This is a genomic window from Mangrovibacter phragmitis (genome assembly GCF_040429585.1).
Lineage (GTDB): Bacteria > Pseudomonadota > Gammaproteobacteria > Enterobacterales > Enterobacteriaceae > Mangrovibacter > Mangrovibacter phragmitis.
The window spans coordinates 2,147,627-2,164,690 of the sequence record NZ_CP134782.1 but is presented as its reverse complement, the minus strand read 5'-3'; the positions used below and the strand labels follow the sequence as shown (position 1 = coordinate 2,164,690).

Genomic DNA, 17,064 nt, shown 5'->3' with positions numbered 1-17,064 from the left:
TACATCCTTATTATTGTTGCCAGGCGGCGTCCGGAATATCGGTGATAAACATGTGCCCGGGGGCATGGCTTACAGCAAATGGCACCCGCGATGCCATCACCGCCGCCTGCGGTGTTACGCCACAGGCCCAGAACACCGGTACTTCTCCCGGGCGGAGAGTTACCGCGTCGCCAAAGTCAGGTTTGCTGATGTCCTGAATACCCAGCGCTTGTGGTTCACCAATATGTACTGGTGCGCCGTGTACGGCCGGGTAACGGGCAGTGATAGTGACAGCAGCGGCAACCTGGTGAGCCGGAACCGGCCGCATGGAGACCACCAGTTCGCCTTTCAGCCTGCCTGCTTCACGGCAAGGGCGGTTGGTCCGGTACATCGGCACATTGCAACCTTCGCTGATATGGCGGACATCAATACCTGCCTGTATCAGTGGTGTCTCGAATGTGAAGCTGCAGCCAATCAAAAAAGTGACCAGGTCCGGGTGGCTTTGCCAGATTTCCCGGGCATCGGTGACTTCTTCTGTCAGTTCACCATTGCGCCATACCCGGTAACGTGGAATGTCCGTATCCACCCGGCTTCCGGCTGCCAGCATGGTGTGGCATTGCCCGGCTTCGAGGACATCAAGCACCGGGCAACTTTGTGGGTTGCGTTGCGCGTAGAGCAGAAAATCAAATGCCCAGTCCTGTGGCAGGGCTATCATATTTGCCTGGGTCATGCCCGGCGCCATCCCGGCTGTCGGTTTGTCGTAACCTTTACGAATACGCAGGCGTGCCTGTGCCGCTTCTTCCAGCGCTTGCGGTGTTGCAGGGTAATTCAGGTTCATCTCTGCTCTCCCTGGCAAAAAGGCGCAATGTGGATACCTTCCTGCTCCAGCGCTGCCCGCACTTTAATTGCCATCTCTACGGCACCCGGGGAATCACCATGCACGCAGATACTTTGGGCGGATATGGGCGTAAACACACCTTCAACTGACACCACGCCGCCTTCACGCACCAGTTGCACCATACGGCGGGCAATGGCCTGTGTATCGTGTAGCACGGCACCGGCTTCCCTGCGTGAAACCAGCGTGCCGTCCTGGTGGTAGGCCCGGTCGGCAAAGGCTTCAGCTACAACCTGCAACCCCTGCTCGCGGGCAAGCTGTGCCAGGGGAGAACCGGCAAGCACCACCAGTGGTAAACGGGCATCATAGTCTTTAATCGCATTAATGACTGCCATGCCCTGGCGCCTGTCGTGGGCAATGGTGTTGTATAACGCCCCATGGGGTTTGACATAGCTCACTCTGGTACCTGCTGCACGGGCAAGGCCCGCCAGTGCGCCAATCTGGTAAATTACGCTGGCAGTCAGGTCGTCATCTGCCATGTTCATTTCCCGGCGGCCAAAACCCTGTAAATCCGGATAGCCCACATGCGCGCCACAACACACCTGATTGGCGGCAGCGGCCTTGAGTGTGGCCCGCATCCCCGCCGGGTCACCGGCATGGAAACCACAGGCAATATTTGCGCTACTCACCACAGTCAGCATGCGTGCGTCATCACCCATATGCCACTGACCAAAGCTTTCGCCAAGATCGCTATTAATATCAATGGTATTCATAGGCAGCCTTATGCAATTTTCAGGAAATTAAAAATAGTGGAAACCGACATGATAGCCATATACCAGGTCATAATGCAGGTTATCAGACCCAGCCACAGCAACCAGCGTGGGTAGCGGTAACCGTCCATCAGGTCTGCCCGACGCCAGCCAACCCACAGAAATAAGGTTAAGCCCAGTGGAAGCACCAGACCATTGAACCCGCCAGCAAACACCAGCAGGGCGGTGGGGGCTGTACCCAGGGACAGATACACGGCCAGGGTGAATGCAATAAATACCAGTGTGGCGATATTGCGCTGGCGCTCAGTAATCCCCGGGCGGAAAACGGAAATGAAGGAAACGGATGTCCATGCTGCACCTATCACACTGGAAAGCGCGGCTGCCCACAGTACAACGCCAAAAATGCGCAGGCCAACGTTACCGGCCGCTGCCAGGAAAGCCTGAGAAGCCGGGTTCGCATTGTGGCTGGAGAGATCAATGGTTACGCCACTGGCGACTACGCCAAAAATAGCCAGAAACAGCACATAACGCATGATACCAACCACAATAATCCCGCGGTTGGCGGCTGCAGAGACTTCTTTGATATGTTCTTTGCCGCTGATACCTTTATCCAGCAGGCGGTGAGCTCCCGCGTAGCTGATGTAACCACCAACCGTGCCGCCAACGATGGTGGTGATTGCCGCAAAGTTAATATTGCTGGGGAATACCGTCTCGCGCAGTGCCATGCCTAATGGTGGGTGTGAAACCAGTGCCACATAGAGTGTCAGCACTATCATGACAATTCCCAGCACAATAAGCATGCGGTCAAGCGCCACACCGGCACGGCGTGAAGCAAAAATATAAATCGCAATACCTGCGCTGATAAGCCCACCCAGTTTAGGGCTCAGGCCAAACAAGGCATTCAGCCCTAAACCGGCACCTGCGATGTTACCAATGTTGAACACCAGCCCGCCAAAGATAACCAGCACCGCCAGCAGGTAGCCACTGCCTGGGATGGCCCGGTTAGCTACTGCTGCTGCGTTCATTTGTGTCAGTGTTACCACGCGCCAGATATTTTGCTGTACGACAAAGTCAATCACGACAGATGCCAGAATACCAAACGCGAATGCCGCGCCCAGGGTAGCGGTGAAGGTAGCGGTTTGGGTAATAAAACCCGGGCCGATTGCCGAGGTGGCCATCAGGAATATGGCGGCGAGAAGCGATGAACGCCGGTTTTGAACAAAGCTTTGTTGCTGATTAATGTTATCAACTGCCATTGCATGCACTCCAGTCGGGGGGATGTCATGTTGTTAAGCAAAAATCATTCCATTGTTGGGTTAAATTTATTTTATTGTTCATCAATAAAAAATAAATTGTTGAACAATATTGACCATAGCGGAAAAAATGCAGATGTAAAATATTTGTTAATGCATGGTTTTGAAAGAGTGAAGCAACACACAAAAATAGCGGTGCACAGCAATGAGGCGTTGGATGCACTGGCCTGGTGCGTTGTGCGCTGTTTTTGTCTGCAATAATGCCGGGGAGGTGGGCGGGTAAGTTGCTGCTCCTGCTGGATTATGGGAATATTGCCGCTTGTTCCCCGTTGGTGAGAGGCAGATGAGAGAACCTGCAGAGCCTGTACTGAGCGAAATGATTGCTCAGGCATTACGTCAGAAAATTATTGCCGGCGAGTTACTGCCTGGAGCCCGCCTCTCGGAAAGGGAATTAACCAGTCAGTTGGATATTTCGCGTAACACGTTACGCGAAGTTTTTCGTTTGCTTACTCAGGAAGGGCTGTTGCGTTACCAGCCAAACCGGGGCGTTTGCGTGGCGGTGCCCAAAGATGCCGATATCATAGATATTTACCGCATCCGGCGGTTGATTGAATGTGATGCATTGCGTAATGCTTACCCATACCACCCGGCGATTACCATGATGGAGCGTGCTGTTGATGACGCGCGTCGTGCTTTGCGGGACGAAGACTGGGGGGAAGTGGGCACCGCGAATATGCAGTTTCATGCAGCCATTGTTGCACTTTCAGACAGCGAGCGCCTGATGCGGCTGTACCAGCATATTTCCGCAGAGTTACGCCTGGCCTTTGGGCAACTGGCGGATAAAGAGATGCTGCATTCACCCTATGTGGAGAAAAACGCGGGGATAATTTTATTGCTGAAAGCGGGTGAGAATGATAATGCGGCGGCTACCCTTGAAACCTACCTGAATATTTCTGAACGCACTATTCTGGCTGCGCTGGCGCGCAGCCGGTAATTGCTCCAAAACCCTGGCGGTTACAGGCCTGCAGGGCGTGGTACTTCAATATAATGACCTGCCACGTCCCGTTCATAGTAGTGACCGTCACTTACGTAATAACGGCGGCCATTAAAATCGAGCGGGTGGAGTGCACCTGATGACGGCACTTCCACGACGGTAGTGGCCGGTGGCTCTACTACAACATAGTGGTCATTCTGGCGCTGGTAGTAAATACCGTTTACCACATAGTATGTCAGCCCGCCAATCAGTAGTGCAGTGGCAATACCCGGCAGGATATCCACCCGGTGACCGGGGTGAAAAAAAGGTGCCGGACCATGGTGAAAAAATGGATCCGGGCCATGGGCAAAAAATGGACCCGGGTGAGCCTGGGCGAGCGGAGCCAGGCTGGTTAGTGCTGCGGTAAACAGCATTAGCAAAGAAATCTTTTTCATATACAACCTGCCTTTGTCAATACGACGCGTCCTGTACTGCGGAGCACCGTGTGCTATACCCTGGACGTTTGCCTTGCCAAAAACGGGCAGGGCGCGAACACTGCGGGTATATCCTTAATGGCATAGTAGGGGCGTGAACTGCCAGACTCAATCAGACAACGACAAGTTTCATGATTAATCCACAGTTGTTACCGGGCGTTACGTCATGTTGATAAGGTTAATTGGGCAGAGGTTTGGTGACTGTCTGGTTTGGCCGCCATTGGGGATGTTTTCCCCGCAATAAAAATGATCCCGACTTTTGTATACTGGCTGTCGACTTTATCACTGTATTTACATGCTTTTGCTATTTTAGTGTTCATTTCCCTGTCTTGTTAATGCTTCTGTGTCACGAATAATAATTTACGGCTATTTTCGTGGTGCCTGTCAGTGCTGTTTTTCGTTGTCCGATTTTTTCTATTTTTCTGTTTGCTGCTCGTGAATGATGCCTGAAACCCGCTAATGCTTTGCCTGGCAAATAGCTGGTGGAACAGTAAGACATCGCAACAGCAATAACAATAAACCACTGCAAACAAGGAACAGGACTATGGCTGAAAATACGCGCATTGATTTTCTCTACCTCTCCGAGCAGGACATGATCCGCGCTGGTGTTACCGATATGGCTGCCTGTGTGGATACCATGGAAGCCATGTTTGGCCTGTTGTACCACGGTGATTACCGGATGGCGGGTGCCAATAACGACTCGCATGGTGCCATGGTGACATTCCCTGAACATTCACCTTTCCCCTCCATGCCAAAACCTACGGCAGATCGTCGGTTAATGGCGATGCCCGCTTATCTGGGTGGTCAGTTCGGTACCGCAGGCGTGAAATGGTATGGCTCAAATATCGCTAACCGGGAAAAAGGCCTGCCCCGGTCCATTTTGATGTTCACTCTCAGCGACGCCGACACGGGCGCACCCCTGGCGCATATGTCGGCAAATTTACTTTCAGCTTACCGCACCGGGGCGGTACCGGGGGTTGGGGCCCGGCACCTGGCGCGCAAAGATGCTGAAGTGATTGGGTTGCTTGGCCCGGGTGTGATGGGAAAAACCGCTGTAGCCGCGTTTCTTGCCGTATGCCCGAGTGTTCATACCATCAAAGTGAAAGGCCGTGGGCGCCATAGCCTGGATAACTTTATTACCTGGGTAACGGAAACCTGGCCGCAAATTACCACCATTGAGGTGGTCAACAGCCTGGAGGAAGTGGTGCGGGGCGCGGATATTGTCACCTATTGCAGTTCCGGCGAAGTGGGTGACCCGGCAACCTATCCGGTGGTGAAACGGGAGTGGGTTAAACCTGGTGCGTTTTTAGCCATGCCCGCCGCCTGCCGGCTTGATGAAGGTATGGAACAGGACGATGTACGCAAGGTGCTGGATAACACCGGGTTGTATCGCGCCTGGTTTGAGGAAGTCCCCAAACCTGCTCATCACCATATTCCGGTTATTGGTGTGCGTTTTATGGACATGGTGGCTCAGGGGCAAATGGCGGCAGGGCAACTGGAGGATATTGGACGTATTGTGGCTGGTGATGCGCCTGGTCGCCAGAACGATGAGGAAATTATCATTATGTCGGTGGGCGGAATGCCAGTTGAAGATGTTGCCTGGGGGACGGTGGTGTACCGCAACGCAGTAAAAAAAGGGATTGGTGTGAGCCTGAATCTGTGGGAAACCCCGGCCTTACGCTGAAGCTGTTACGGGAACGCAGCCCAAACCGGCTGCATTTAGCGGATTACCCCGCGCAACCTGAATAATAAACAAGAGGTACATTATGGTTCCACCCGTAACGCCGGTGCAAACCGCAACCCGGTTGCCTGAAAAAACCACCGTGGTAGTGATTGGTGGCGGAATTGTCGGTCTGTGCGCCGCATTGACACTGGCAGAACGCCAGATTCCAGTGGTGGTGATTGAAAAAGGTCATCTTGCAGCAGAGCAGTCTTCACGTAACCTGGGGTGGGTACGTAAAACCAGCCGCCTGGCTGAGGATGTGCCCCTGGCCCGCGCAGCAGATAAGCTGTGGGCGCAAATGTCTGCAAGAGTCGGTAGTGATGTGGGATACCGCCAGGCCGGAATCATGTTTATTGCCCGCAATGAGGCACAACTGGCCCAGCATGAACAGTGGCTGGCATCGGTTGCGCACCTTGGGCTGGACAGCCAGTTACTCAGTACCCGGCAAATTGGCGACCATGTGCCCGGTGGTGTGGAGAAATGGGCCGGAGGTGTGTATACCCCGTCTGATGGCCGGGCTGAACCAACACTTGCCGCCAGTGCGATAGCAAAAGCCGCAATGGCGAAAGGTGTGGTTATTGTTGAAAACTGTGCCGTGCGTGCGCTTGCCACGTCAGCAGGCAGAGTGAGCGGAGTGGTTACGGAACAAGGTGAAGTACAGTGTGACCAGGTTTTACTGGCCGGAGGCCTGTGGTCGCGCCGTTTCCTCGGAAATCACGGTATCGCTTTACCAACCCTGCCATTAATTTGTTCCGTTTTACGCACCAAACCCATGGATGGCCCGACGGACATCGCTGTCGGCGCGCCAGATTTTTCATTCCGCCGCCACCAGGATGGCGGGTTTGTGATTACCCAGCGTGGCGCGCTGGACGCACCGTTAAGCCTGGATCACTTATTACTCGGGCACCGCTATTTACCGCAATTACGTGCTGCCCGCGGGAATTTACGCATTTCACTGGGGCGGCATTTCTTCCATGACCTGGCGCTGAAGCGGCGCTGGCGCAGTAACCAGCTTTCGCCTTTTGAGCAAATACGTACGATGGACCCGCCAGTAAACCACCAGTTAAACCAGGATGCGCTGGCAAACCTGAGTGCGGCCTGGCCGGTGTTTCGTGATGTACAGGTTGCCTGGTCATGGGCGGGAATGATAGATGTCACCCCCGATTCCAACCCGGTCATTGGCCCGGTATCGCAACTGCCAGGGCTGACTGTGGCAACAGGGTTTTCCGGGCATGGTTTTGGCACTTCTCCGGCTGCAGGGCAACTGGCCGCAGATTTAATCAGCAATACCACACCGGTGGTGGACCCTGCGCCATATCAGTTCAGCCGGTTTGCTGCCTGATGTACTTACTGGCATAAACAGTCTTGAATAACACTTTGATAGCATTTTGTTAAAGATATGCACCGATATTGCGCATGTGCTGCACGGTGTGGTTGTCTGAATTTTTCTATTTTCTTTTTGGCAAGTGTGAAAAATTAAAATTATCGTCCCATATAAGACAACCGGTAACAAGATATCAGCATATTGATGCCTGAAACCGGAGTTCAGTGGATGCCTGCATTATTACATCATCGTGTAAGGTGAAATATGAATAATGAAACCGAAGTTCAGGGGTTGAGGAAAAATACACTGGGTGTGTTTGCGCTGGTGTTTTTTGTGGTGGCGGCAGCCTCACCATTAACGGGTATCGTAGGCGGATTGCCAATTGCTATTTTATCCGGTAATGGTGCCGGGATGGCAACGACGTATATTGCCGCAAGTATTATTCTTGGGCTGTTCTCGGTCGGCTATATTACGATGAGCCGTTACGTGAATAACACTGGCGCATTTTATGCGTATATTGCAGCGGGGATGGGCGAGAATATTGGTTCGTCGGCCTCATTTATTGCTTTGTTTGCTTATATCTGTGTGCAACTGGCTGTAGTGGCAATGGCGGGTTTTTTTCTGAGCCTGTTTGTACAGGCGCATTTTCACCTGGATATTCCCTGGTGGATCCTGAGTGCGCTGTCATTGTTACTGGTATGGGTAATGAGTGTGCGTAAAATTGAAGTCGGGGGCAAATTACTGGGCGTGCTGATGTTGTGCGAGATTGCCATAACACTCGTGCTGGACGGCGCGGTACTGACACAGACCGGCCAGCCGCTCTCGTTTGCTGCTTTTAGCCCATCGGTGTTTCTTGACGGCAATCTGGGGATAGCATTTGTCTTCGCGATTGCCTCGTTTATTGGTTTTGAATCCACTGCGATTTATGGTGAAGAGTGCCGGGAGCCAGAAAAAACCATACCGCGTGCGACGCTTATCTCCCTGGTGGTGATAGCTCTTTTTTTCTGTTTCTCTGCATGGTGCCTGTCTCAGGTTTACCCGGCCAGTGAGATTAAAGCTATTGCCGCCAGGGACCCGGGCAATTTTGTGTTCACTATTGCCCGGCAGTATCTTGGCCAGTGGTCAGTGGATGTTATGAATGTCCTGTTAATTACCAGCCTGTTTGCAGCGGCGCTGGCCTTCCATAACAATATTTCTCGTTATATTTTCAGTGTGGCGCGCGACGGGTTGATTTGGCAGGAGTTGTGCGCAGTTCATGAACAAAATGGCACCCCGCACAACGCCTGCCATGTGCACAGTGTGATTATGTTGCTACTGATTATTGGTTTTGGTGCCGCCGGGCTTGATCCTATTCTTGCTGTCTTTTCATTCGGTTCAGCCATTGCCACCTTGTGCATTTTGCTGTTGCAGGCAGGGGTTTCACTGGCGGTTATCCTCTACTTCCGCCGCCAGCCCCGGCACCAGGAAAGCCAACTCAATACATTGTACATTCCGGTAGCATCATTACTGACGATGGGGGCAACGGTGTTGCTGGTGATGAATAATCTGACGGCACTGACCGGCAGTGATTCCAGTGTCGTGGATATTATCCCGGTGCTGATAGTACTGGTTATCCCACTGGGGTATATGTGGTCTAAATATAAGTTAAAACACAAAAAACGCGCCTGGGCCTGAATACCACAAGGGTTTCATTCGCTATCACGCTCCATTCATTATCACACTAAACCACGCAGGGTAACGTTGCGTGGTTTAGTATTTTTTGGCGTCAGGCCTGGGTCAGGTATCCAGAAGGCTGGCTGAGTTGGGCTTTCATTTTACGTGGACTGACACCTGTCAGTGTTTTGAAATCTTTAATGAAATGAGACTGATCACTGAACCCTAATTCGGTTGCGATGTCGGTCAGGGAAGGCTTGCCTGGGTGGCGAATCATGTTGATGGCGATTTGCATACGCAGGAAACGGCTGAATAATTTCAGGCTGACACCTGTGTCATTCAGGAAGATGCGGTAGATGTTACGGCTTGAATAACCAATATCTTTTTCCAGTTCGCCAATTTTTATATTGCCATTATTACGCATTACTTCGGTAATTAAGTATTGTGTTATTTGCGATGACTGGCGTAGTGCTTTATTTGCCATGCTTTCATTGAACACTTTAATTTGTTGCGTAAAGTTTTCCCGTAACGCGATGTCTTCAATTATTGATGTGGCTCCTGGAATAATATCTAAAAAATTATATTCATGATCTGGCATATCTTCTGGTATTAGGTCAATATAGTCTGGCATTATGCCTGGCATAAAGCGGATGCCGAAATAACGGTGGCCAGAAATAAGTTCGACGGGCTTGTAACGAGATACTGTACCATATACCCGAGCGGTCGGTTGATGTGTATTGCAGTCAAATAAAATATCAATACAATTATCCGGAATGACCAGGGCATTATTCAGGTTGTTATCCGTGGTAAATGAATAGAAATGGGAAATTCCCCGGCAGTTCTGCATCTGTTGTTGGTAATTCTTCAGCTGATGCGAATTTTGCAGCGCAGGCTGGAACGGCAGAAATTGTTCAGGGTTTGCCATGGTATGTAACTCCAATGTTAATCCATGGTAAATAATGCAAAAAGCATGCCCTGGTCATCACTAACGAAGGAGGAAACAAAACAGCCGCCCACAGGGGTTAGCACAGGTCAGTAGTTTGCAGGTTTTATGAATACCATTGCGCGCTGGTGTGATGGCGTCGGGTAGCAACCCGAGGCTGAAAACCATCAGCCTGGTGTTTTCTTTGGTGTGGCTTTGTAGACGGCCCGGCGAACGCTGGTGACATCCGGTTACCTGAACCAGCAATAATAGCTGGCGGTATTCAGGAAGCCGAAAATAACATGTGGCAGGCGATGCCGCCTGCAAAGTTTTTAATAAACAAAGAGTTGAGAAGGAATTCCAGATATGGACAAACAAGACTGGCACCCGGCAGATATTATTGCCGGTTTACGTAAAAAAGGGACCTCCATGGCGGCTGTCTCACGCGCCGCCGGGTTGTCATCGTCGACACTGGCAAATGCAGTTATCCGGCGCTGGCCGAAAGGTGAACGTCTGATAGCGGATGCGCTTGGAGTCCGGCCGCAGGATATTTGGCCGTCTCGTTATCCGAAGGAGGAGGGGAGCGCGCAGAAAAAAGGTAGCCCCGAGACACAGAGCAAGTGAGCTGGTCTGGTGCAATGCACTGACTCAGAGCGCTGCTGTTTCAGCCTGGGTTGTTACACTGACTGGCGGGGTAGCGTGATGTTGGCGGCCTGCAGGCCGCTCAACAATGTGTGAAGCTACCGGACAAATAAGCCCGGAGCCGGGGTATCCCCTCGGGTAAAATAATAGCGAAAAATTCGTGCCCAATAGCACGCGGGTATCTTGCAAACGGATTGTGCCCCGTGCCAGATGTGAACATCAGAAGTACATATGCTGGCCTGGGCTTTCTGTCACAACACTTCTCATGGTACGGCTTCCTTTGATACAGGCCAGCTTCATTGATTTTTGATTATTACCATACAAGTCTAATCAGGTTTGCATGCTGGCCTGGGTCGCATTTGTGAATTAACTCGCAATGAAGGAACTGCTGTTACATACTGATTTTTAACCATTATTGGTATGAGTGATAGTTAATATTCAGTTGGTTATGCTGCGTTTCTGTTTGTTAATTTAACGCAGTAAAGTGGTGGGGGACATTAAATTTTGTGATGTCTATCAATGTTTGATGGATTTGGAGATTACATTTGATGATTAACTAGTATGGTAGGTGAAGTAACAGAGACAACAGGTGACGCTAATTATGCAAATGACGATGCGCTGGTTTGGTCCGGACCAGGACAAAATCCCGCTGGAGTATTTCCGCCAGGTGCCAGGCGTGGAAGGTGTGGTCGGTGCGTTGTATGACGTACCGGTCGGGGAAGTCTGGGCGGAAGAAAAAATTCGCGCTCTGGTAGAGCAGGTGCATGCAGCAGGGCTTTCAATGGAAGTTATTGAAAGTGTCAATATTCATGATGATATCAAAATTGGTTGTTCCTCTCGTGACCAGTGGATTGCCAATTATCAGCAAACCATTCGTAACCTGGCGAAGTTTGGCGTCAAAGTGATTTGCTATAACTTTATGCCGGTGTTCGACTGGATGAAAACGGACATGCAGTATGTGTTGCCGGATGGCTCACTGACCATGGCGTTTGAGAAACAAGGGATTGATAAAACGCTGGAAGAAGTGGTGAGTGAAGTGCTGGAAAACGCCAATGGGTTTGCCCTGCCGGGTTGGGAGCCGGAACGCCTGGCACAGGTACAAACACTGTTTGCCCGTTATCAGGATGTTGACGAGAACAAACTGCGTGAAAACCTGGTTTACTTCCTGGAAGCTGTGGTGCCGGTGTGTGAAGAGGTGGGTGTGAAGATGGCGATTCATCCAGATGATCCGCCGTACTCAATTTTCGGTCTGCCACGCATTATCAAAAACCGTGATGACCTGGACTGGTTGTGTAATGTAGTGGATTCACCGGCCAACGGAATTACACTGTGCACCGGTTCCATTGCCGAAGACCCGGAAAACGATGTGTGCGAAATTCTGACCGAGTTCACCCGCCGCAAGCGTATTCATTTTGCCCATGTGCGTAATATCAAAATTACTCAGGGGAAAGATTTTTATGAATCCGCCCACCCGTCACAGTATGGCTCGCTGGATATGTTCCAGGTTGTGAAAGCCCTGCATGACAACGGGTTTGATGGCTATATTCGCCCGGATCACGGCCGGTTTATTTGGGGGGAAACCGGGCGTCCAGGCTACGGTTTATATGACCGTGCGCTGGGCGTAACCTACCTGCTGGGTTTGTGGGAAGCATTAGAGAAACAACACTGACAGCCTGGCATTGTTGCTGAGTGCAGCCTGCGAAGAACGCAGGCTGCTTGTCTGGCAATACTTGCTGTTTTTATCCCTCCAGCCACATGTATGGCAAACGGCGCAGGCTGGTTTTTAGACGCGGAGTGGTAGCGTTGCCGAACTGGTTAACGTGCTGTAATTAGGCGGGTTTACTCACTGAAAGCCCGTGATAAAGTATGTTACTCTATTGACTTCTCCCCTGATGCCTGAATGCCCATGTCCACTGTGAACGCCATGTCATTACCCCGACCGGTTCTGCTAAATAGCCAGCCAGTAAATCAGCAGGTGTATCGTCATTTACGTAAGGAGATCGTCGAGTGTGTTATCCCGCCGGGTTTATTGTTATCTGAAAAAGAGACTGCCAACCGGTTTGGGGTTTCGCGCCAGCCAGTGCGTGAGGCATTTATCAAGCTGGCCGAAAGCGGTTTGGTGGAGATTCGCCCTCAGCGCGGTACACTGGTCAGGCGTATTTCTGTGCGTCAGGTGAATGACGGGCGTTTTATTCGCAGTGCGATTGAATGCGCCACTGCACGGCGCGCGGCGGAAAATGTTACGCCAGAAGATCTCGCTGCGCTGGAACTGCTGCTTAACCAGCAAAAGCTGGCGGCACAAAATCAAAATGCAATGGAGTTTTTGGCGCTGGATGACCAGTTTCACCAAAAAATTGCCGAAATCGCCGGTTGCCCGATGGCCTGGGAAACGATAGAAAATATCAAAGCAGCAATGGACCGGGTTCGCTTTCTGACGTTGCGCGAGGTATCGCCGCCTGCGGGGTTGATTATTCAGCACTACCGTATTTTTGATGCACTGGCGAGCGGTAATCCGGATGAAGCGGAGGCCGCAATCCGTTCTCACTTGCTATTGTTGAGAAACACCATAGTGCCGGTAGACCAGCAAAACCCGGACTGGTTTGAACACGAAGAGTGAGTGGCATGATGAAAAACGGCGAATCCATATGGGTTCGCCGTTGCGGTTTTTGATTATTCAGACACAGATTTTCAGGCGCTTAATGACGCCATGTCAATCACAAAACGGTGCGCCAGGTCGCCTTTCGCTAAGCGGGCAAAGGCATCGTTGATTTGGTCGATGTTGATCATTTCGCATTCCGGGTACACATCATGCTCGGCGCAGAAATCCAGCACTTCCTGGGTTTCTGCGATACCACCAATCAGTGAACCGGCAATACGGCGGCGGCCAAATACCAGCGGCAGCGTCATCACTTCTTCCAGCGGGCCCACCTGGCCCACCACCACCAGTGTGCCATCGACATCCAGCAAAGGAGCATAAATGCTGACATCATGCTTCACCGGTGCGGTATCAATTATCAGGTCAAATGACGCGGTGGCGGCTTCCATTGCGGCAGCATCAGAAGACGCGAGAATGCCTTTGGCACCCAAATTAATCGCTTCTTTTTCTTTAGCTTTGGAACGGCTGATGACGGTGACCTCTGCACCCATGGCATGAGCCAGTTTCACTGCCATATGGCCTAACCCACCCAACCCGATAACACCCACACGGCTGCCTTTGGTCACGTTCCAGGTACGCAGAGGTGAGAAGGTGGTTATCCCGGCGCACAGAATTGGCGCGGCTTTGGCGATATCCATGTTTTCAGGAATACGCAGTACAAATTCTTCACGCACCACAATATGTTTTGAATAACCGCCCTGGGTAATTTCACCAGAAATGCGGTCTGGCGAGCCGTAGGTGGGCGTCATACCATGGCGACAGTATTGCTCTTCACCGTGTTCGCATTGGTCGCAATGTTGGCAACTGTCCACCATACAACCCACGGCAACATGGTCGCCGGCTTTATATTTGGTCACATCCGGGCCAACAGAACGCACAACACCGACAATTTCATGGCCTGGCACCAGAGGATAATGTTGCGGGCCCCAGTCGCCATTGACGGTATGTAAATCGGAGTGGCATACACCGCAATACAAAATCTCAATTGCGACATCGTTCTGGCGTAAGTCACGACGTTCGAAGTGGTAAGGCTTGAGCGCTGAGTCCGCAGAATGGGCGGCATATCCGACAGTTTTCATAACGTTATTGATCCCATGTTGTGATGTAAAGAGGGAGACATTCCTGTTTGGTCACTGAGCCTGGTTTTGCTTGCGGCACAGTGAAAAGAGAGGGGAAACCCCTGAAGACAGCGTAATGCAGGTAGCAATGGCTGCTCTGTGACTAATAAGCATAGCTGCCCGCAACGGACTTTGTTTTAGCAATATGGGGTGTTGAGCACCTGGATTTTTCCTGAAAACGTTGTTCTACAGCCTGTTGGGGCTAAGCACTCACTAATAAGCAGATGCTGCGCCGGGCCGTTTTACGCATTGCGCAATGTATGCATTGATGATGTGAGACGGTGTGTAACATGGCATGAGGCTGAAATATTCCGGGCAGAGAAGTAAAGCAACAATAAATTCACTTACCACGAGATAAACATCGGCTATTTAGGATTGATATGCGTAAAACGTGCCACCACTGGGCCGATAATAGTAGTAACCCGGTACCGGCATGAGTGGAACAGAAGGAGCAGGTATGAGTAATGTAAAACCCATTTCAGATATTCTGCAATACGGACGCTCGTTGCTGGAAGACCCGCATAATCGCACTGACCGGTGGTTGTCGGCTTATGCTGATAACCAAAATGACACCGGAAGCGCATCGGTATCTTTGTCAGACTCCGGGCGTTATCAGAGCTTCCTGGCAATGATTCAGGATAACCGGGTAATCAGCGAGCAGGGTGAAAACCTGCAAAATATCGCGGTACTGGTTAAGGCGTTTGAAAATACCCGCAGTCTGCGGCCAGAGTTTCTTAACGACATTCCCGATACAGAAGATGAAGCACGCCTGGCGCTGTCTGGTGGTTGCGTGGTGTATATCAAAGCATTGTTACGCGGCAAACAAGGGCTTAATCCGTTTGCCGGGCTGAGCCGTCAGGCACTGTCATTAATTGCCTGGAATACTTCAGGTGCGTTGACTTCTGCAGAACGCATTGCGGCATACCTTGAAATGAACCAGTGCGACCAGCGCTATGAAACTGCGGTATTTTATGCCACTGAAATGCAGGTGAACGACATGCCTGACATGTTATCCGCAGTGGAACTGGGTACCCAAATCACGTTGATTGAAGGCATGTGCGAAGCCGAAAAGCAGGATAAAGGCATGACTTCTGAACAGATTCATACCCTGCAATCCCATTTCAAAATTTGGCAACAGGATAATGACAGTGGATATCAGCCACTGCATTACGCTAACCTGGTGAAAAGTGACAATGCGGATTTACTGGTGGCTCATACGGGCTGGAATGGTGAGTTTCACTGGAAAGTTGATTCATCTCAGCGCCTGTTTGACGCACAAAAAAAAGGTCACCAGATAGCGCCAGTCACTCGCATGGTGTATTTGGGGAGTTAACCTGCTGGCGGCAAGCGTGTTACTGAGAGAGAGCTGTATTGCGAAGGTGGCCTGATGCCACCCTCGCGCGCAGTGTTTTACGGGTTATCCAATCAGCCCGGGGATATCAACTTCTGGGTTAACATCCAGGTCGTAGTCCACACCTTCAATACCAAAACCAAACAGGCGCAGAAACTCTTGTTGGTAACCTGCGAAATCCGCTACGTCGTCCAGATTCTGGGTAGTGACAGTGTTCCAGTGTTGAGAAACATAACTCTGCACTTCAGTGGCAAGCTCAGGGTAATCTGCACGCAACCTGCCTTCGTCATCGGTAATGGGCGTACTGCTGTACAGGGAATCGTGCAGTAAACCAGCTATTTGCTCAATACAGCCTTCATGAGAGCCCTGTTCCTTCATGACTTTAAACAACAGGGACAAATAGAGCGGCATAACCGGAATAGCGGAACTGGACTGGGTTACCACGGCTTTCAGTACAGAAACATAAGCTTCACCACCGGTCGCTTTCATTGATTCACGGATAGCCAAAACTTTTTTATCCAGGTCTTTTTTCGCAGCACCAATAGAGCCATTCCAGTAAATCTGGTGAGTGACTTCCGGGCCAAGGTAAGTAAAGGCAGTGGTTTTGGCATTATCTGCCAGTACACCTGCTTCACTGAGCGCGTCAATCCACATTTGCCAGTCTTCGCCACCCATCACCGCGATGGTGTTGTCGATTTCTTCATCTGTGGCTGCGGTCAGGCTGAACTGTGTGACTTCTTTTTTATCGGTATCAATGCCTGGCAGGGTGATATCAGCACCCTGAGGTTTGAGCACGGAGGTGTAAACTTCCCCGGTTTTGGGGTGGGTACGGCGCGGGGCAGCCAGACTGTAAATGACTAAATCAACCTGGCCGAGATCGTTTTTAATGGTTTCAATCGTCTTCGCTTTGATTTCGTCGGAGAACGCATCGCCATTAATGGTACGGGCATACAACCCTTGCTCATGGGCATATTTTTCAAACGCCGCAGTATTATACCAGCCAGCAGTACCGGTTTTTTTGGCACTGCCCGGGCGTTCAAAAACCACCCCTAGTGTGGCGGCATCGCTGCCAAATGCCGTTGAAATACGAGCTGCCAGCCCGTAACCGGTAGAAGCACCAATGACCAGAACTTTTTTCGGCCCATTTTCCACTTTGCCGCGTGCGGTAACGTAATCAATTTGTTGCTTGACGTTTGCATCACAACCGGTTGGGTGGGCAGTAATACAGATAAAACCTCTGATACGTGGTTGGACGAGCATGGTTGCTTTCCTCTGATGTAGATGTATAACCCGGTAGTTACCCGGTCAATCAAGGGTGGAGCAGGCCACTTCTCAGGCTGGTTCTGCGGCTGATGGCATGCTAACCATCGT

16 protein-coding genes and 1 pseudogene are annotated in these 17,064 nt (G+C 51.2%); 9 read left to right on the top strand and 8 right to left on the bottom strand.

From position 1 onward, the window contains the following. Nucleotides 1-10: 10 nt before the first annotated feature. From MPHASIOC01_RS10595 to MPHASIOC01_RS10585, 3 genes are read right to left on the bottom strand one after another with little or no spacing between them, the layout of a single operon-like run. Nucleotides 11-817 carry a putative hydro-lyase gene (locus MPHASIOC01_RS10595; protein WP_353614569.1) on the bottom strand — a complete coding sequence of 269 codons (807 nt, stop codon included), beginning with the start codon at nucleotides 815-817 and terminating at the stop codon, nucleotides 11-13. Continuing rightward, nucleotides 814-1,587, bottom strand: a complete 774-nt coding sequence (locus tag MPHASIOC01_RS10590; RefSeq protein WP_064594500.1) for a LamB/YcsF family protein — start codon at nucleotides 1,585-1,587, stop codon at nucleotides 814-816. The genes MPHASIOC01_RS10595 and MPHASIOC01_RS10590 overlap by 4 nt, the downstream gene beginning before the upstream one ends. A gap of 8 nt (nucleotides 1,588-1,595) precedes the next feature. Then, on the bottom strand, nucleotides 1,596-2,840 hold the full coding sequence (locus MPHASIOC01_RS10585) for an NRAMP family divalent metal transporter (RefSeq protein WP_064594498.1): 1,245 nt from the start codon (nucleotides 2,838-2,840) through the stop codon (nucleotides 1,596-1,598). A gap of 27 nt (nucleotides 2,841-2,867) precedes the next feature. Here MPHASIOC01_RS10585 and MPHASIOC01_RS10580 point away from each other — a divergent pair, with 27 nt between their 5' ends. Continuing rightward, complete coding sequence (locus tag MPHASIOC01_RS10580; RefSeq protein WP_353614568.1) at nucleotides 2,868-3,098, top strand: hypothetical protein; 231 nt, start codon at nucleotides 2,868-2,870, stop codon at nucleotides 3,096-3,098. An 82-nt stretch (nucleotides 3,099-3,180) separates the two neighbouring features. Beyond that, nucleotides 3,181-3,831, top strand: coding sequence for a GntR family transcriptional regulator (locus tag MPHASIOC01_RS10575; protein ID WP_064594495.1), 651 nt, complete (start codon nucleotides 3,181-3,183; stop codon nucleotides 3,829-3,831). Between the two features lie 20 nt (nucleotides 3,832-3,851). On the opposite strand, the gene MPHASIOC01_RS10570 is transcribed toward MPHASIOC01_RS10575, so the two are convergent. Beyond that, complete coding sequence (locus tag MPHASIOC01_RS10570; RefSeq protein ID WP_064594493.1) at nucleotides 3,852-4,265, bottom strand: DUF6515 family protein; 414 nt, start codon at nucleotides 4,263-4,265, stop codon at nucleotides 3,852-3,854. A gap of 583 nt (nucleotides 4,266-4,848) precedes the next feature. Here MPHASIOC01_RS10570 and MPHASIOC01_RS10565 point away from each other — a divergent pair. The 3 genes from MPHASIOC01_RS10565 (at nucleotide 4,849) to MPHASIOC01_RS10555 (ending at nucleotide 9,025) form a co-directional block, all read left to right on the top strand. After that, the gene (locus MPHASIOC01_RS10565) at nucleotides 4,849-5,988 is read left to right on the top strand and encodes a tyramine oxidase subunit B (protein ID WP_064594492.1); all 1,140 of its coding nucleotides are present in this window, start codon (nucleotides 4,849-4,851) and stop codon (nucleotides 5,986-5,988) included. An 82-nt stretch (nucleotides 5,989-6,070) separates the two neighbouring features. Continuing rightward, nucleotides 6,071-7,369, top strand: a complete 1,299-nt coding sequence (locus MPHASIOC01_RS10560; protein ID WP_353614567.1) for an FAD-binding oxidoreductase — start codon at nucleotides 6,071-6,073, stop codon at nucleotides 7,367-7,369. Nucleotides 7,370-7,615: 246 nt separating this feature from the next. Next, complete coding sequence (locus tag MPHASIOC01_RS10555; RefSeq protein ID WP_064594488.1) at nucleotides 7,616-9,025, top strand: APC family permease; 1,410 nt, start codon at nucleotides 7,616-7,618, stop codon at nucleotides 9,023-9,025. Nucleotides 9,026-9,116: 91 nt separating this feature from the next. Here MPHASIOC01_RS10555 and MPHASIOC01_RS10550 read toward each other — a convergent pair whose 3' ends face one another. Beyond that, complete coding sequence (locus MPHASIOC01_RS10550; RefSeq protein WP_353614566.1) at nucleotides 9,117-9,929, bottom strand: AraC family transcriptional regulator; 813 nt, start codon at nucleotides 9,927-9,929, stop codon at nucleotides 9,117-9,119. Nucleotides 9,930-10,292: 363 nt separating this feature from the next. Here MPHASIOC01_RS10550 and MPHASIOC01_RS10545 point away from each other — a divergent pair, with 363 nt between their 5' ends. Further along, nucleotides 10,293-10,550, top strand: coding sequence for a helix-turn-helix transcriptional regulator (locus MPHASIOC01_RS10545; RefSeq protein ID WP_353614565.1), 258 nt, complete (start codon nucleotides 10,293-10,295; stop codon nucleotides 10,548-10,550). Nucleotides 10,551-10,710: 160 nt separating this feature from the next. Here MPHASIOC01_RS10545 and MPHASIOC01_RS10540 read toward each other — a convergent pair. Beyond that, nucleotides 10,711-10,807: pseudogene (locus MPHASIOC01_RS10540) on the bottom strand (alcohol dehydrogenase catalytic domain-containing protein); the annotation flags it as partial. A 362-nt stretch (nucleotides 10,808-11,169) separates the two neighbouring features. Between MPHASIOC01_RS10540 and uxuA the strand changes: the two are divergent. Both uxuA and MPHASIOC01_RS10530 read left to right on the top strand, forming a co-directional pair. Beyond that, a complete protein-coding gene (uxuA, locus tag MPHASIOC01_RS10535; RefSeq protein WP_353614564.1) occupies nucleotides 11,170-12,237 on the top strand; it encodes a mannonate dehydratase in 1,068 nt (355 codons plus the stop codon). A gap of 237 nt (nucleotides 12,238-12,474) precedes the next feature. Continuing rightward, entirely contained in the window at nucleotides 12,475-13,185 is a 711-nt protein-coding gene (locus MPHASIOC01_RS10530; protein ID WP_231889142.1) for a GntR family transcriptional regulator, read from the top strand. Between the two features lie 71 nt (nucleotides 13,186-13,256). On the opposite strand, the gene MPHASIOC01_RS10525 is transcribed toward MPHASIOC01_RS10530, so the two are convergent. Next, nucleotides 13,257-14,303, bottom strand: a complete 1,047-nt coding sequence (locus MPHASIOC01_RS10525) for an NAD(P)-dependent alcohol dehydrogenase (protein WP_353614563.1) — start codon at nucleotides 14,301-14,303, stop codon at nucleotides 13,257-13,259. 496 nt (nucleotides 14,304-14,799) lie between these two features. On the opposite strand from MPHASIOC01_RS10525, the gene MPHASIOC01_RS10520 reads away from it, so the two are divergent. Continuing rightward, complete coding sequence (locus MPHASIOC01_RS10520; protein WP_353614562.1) at nucleotides 14,800-15,675, top strand: hypothetical protein; 876 nt, start codon at nucleotides 14,800-14,802, stop codon at nucleotides 15,673-15,675. Nucleotides 15,676-15,759: 84 nt separating this feature from the next. On the opposite strand, the gene fabV is transcribed toward MPHASIOC01_RS10520, so the two are convergent. After that, nucleotides 15,760-16,953: an enoyl-ACP reductase FabV gene (fabV, locus tag MPHASIOC01_RS10515; protein WP_353614561.1), complete on the bottom strand. Its 1,194-nt coding sequence runs from the start codon at nucleotides 16,951-16,953 to the stop codon at nucleotides 15,760-15,762. Nucleotides 16,954-17,064 lie beyond the last annotated feature (111 nt).

What these genes read in the sequence shown, in the direction of transcription:
- MPHASIOC01_RS10595 (WP_353614569.1), bottom strand. Translation starts at nt 817, where the DNA reads ATGAACCTGAATTACCCTGCAACACCGCAAGCGCTGGAAGAAGCGGCA.
- MPHASIOC01_RS10590 (WP_064594500.1), bottom strand. Translation starts at nt 1,587, where the DNA reads ATGAATACCATTGATATTAATAGCGATCTTGGCGAAAGCTTTGGTCAG.
- MPHASIOC01_RS10585 (WP_064594498.1), bottom strand. Translation starts at nt 2,840, where the DNA reads ATGGCAGTTGATAACATTAATCAGCAACAAAGCTTTGTTCAAAACCGG.
- MPHASIOC01_RS10580 (WP_353614568.1), top strand. Translation starts at nt 2,868, where the DNA reads ATGTTGTTAAGCAAAAATCATTCCATTGTTGGGTTAAATTTATTTTAT.
- MPHASIOC01_RS10575 (WP_064594495.1), top strand. Translation starts at nt 3,181, where the DNA reads ATGAGAGAACCTGCAGAGCCTGTACTGAGCGAAATGATTGCTCAGGCA.
- MPHASIOC01_RS10570 (WP_064594493.1), bottom strand. Translation starts at nt 4,265, where the DNA reads ATGAAAAAGATTTCTTTGCTAATGCTGTTTACCGCAGCACTAACCAGC.
- MPHASIOC01_RS10565 (WP_064594492.1), top strand. Translation starts at nt 4,849, where the DNA reads ATGGCTGAAAATACGCGCATTGATTTTCTCTACCTCTCCGAGCAGGAC.
- MPHASIOC01_RS10560 (WP_353614567.1), top strand. Translation starts at nt 6,071, where the DNA reads ATGGTTCCACCCGTAACGCCGGTGCAAACCGCAACCCGGTTGCCTGAA.
- MPHASIOC01_RS10555 (WP_064594488.1), top strand. Translation starts at nt 7,616, where the DNA reads ATGAATAATGAAACCGAAGTTCAGGGGTTGAGGAAAAATACACTGGGT.
- MPHASIOC01_RS10550 (WP_353614566.1), bottom strand. Translation starts at nt 9,929, where the DNA reads ATGGCAAACCCTGAACAATTTCTGCCGTTCCAGCCTGCGCTGCAAAAT.
- MPHASIOC01_RS10545 (WP_353614565.1), top strand. Translation starts at nt 10,293, where the DNA reads ATGGACAAACAAGACTGGCACCCGGCAGATATTATTGCCGGTTTACGT.
- uxuA (WP_353614564.1), top strand. Translation starts at nt 11,170, where the DNA reads ATGCAAATGACGATGCGCTGGTTTGGTCCGGACCAGGACAAAATCCCG.
- MPHASIOC01_RS10530 (WP_231889142.1), top strand. Translation starts at nt 12,475, where the DNA reads ATGTCCACTGTGAACGCCATGTCATTACCCCGACCGGTTCTGCTAAAT.
- MPHASIOC01_RS10525 (WP_353614563.1), bottom strand. Translation starts at nt 14,303, where the DNA reads ATGAAAACTGTCGGATATGCCGCCCATTCTGCGGACTCAGCGCTCAAG.
- MPHASIOC01_RS10520 (WP_353614562.1), top strand. Translation starts at nt 14,800, where the DNA reads ATGAGTAATGTAAAACCCATTTCAGATATTCTGCAATACGGACGCTCG.
- fabV (WP_353614561.1), bottom strand. Translation starts at nt 16,953, where the DNA reads ATGCTCGTCCAACCACGTATCAGAGGTTTTATCTGTATTACTGCCCAC.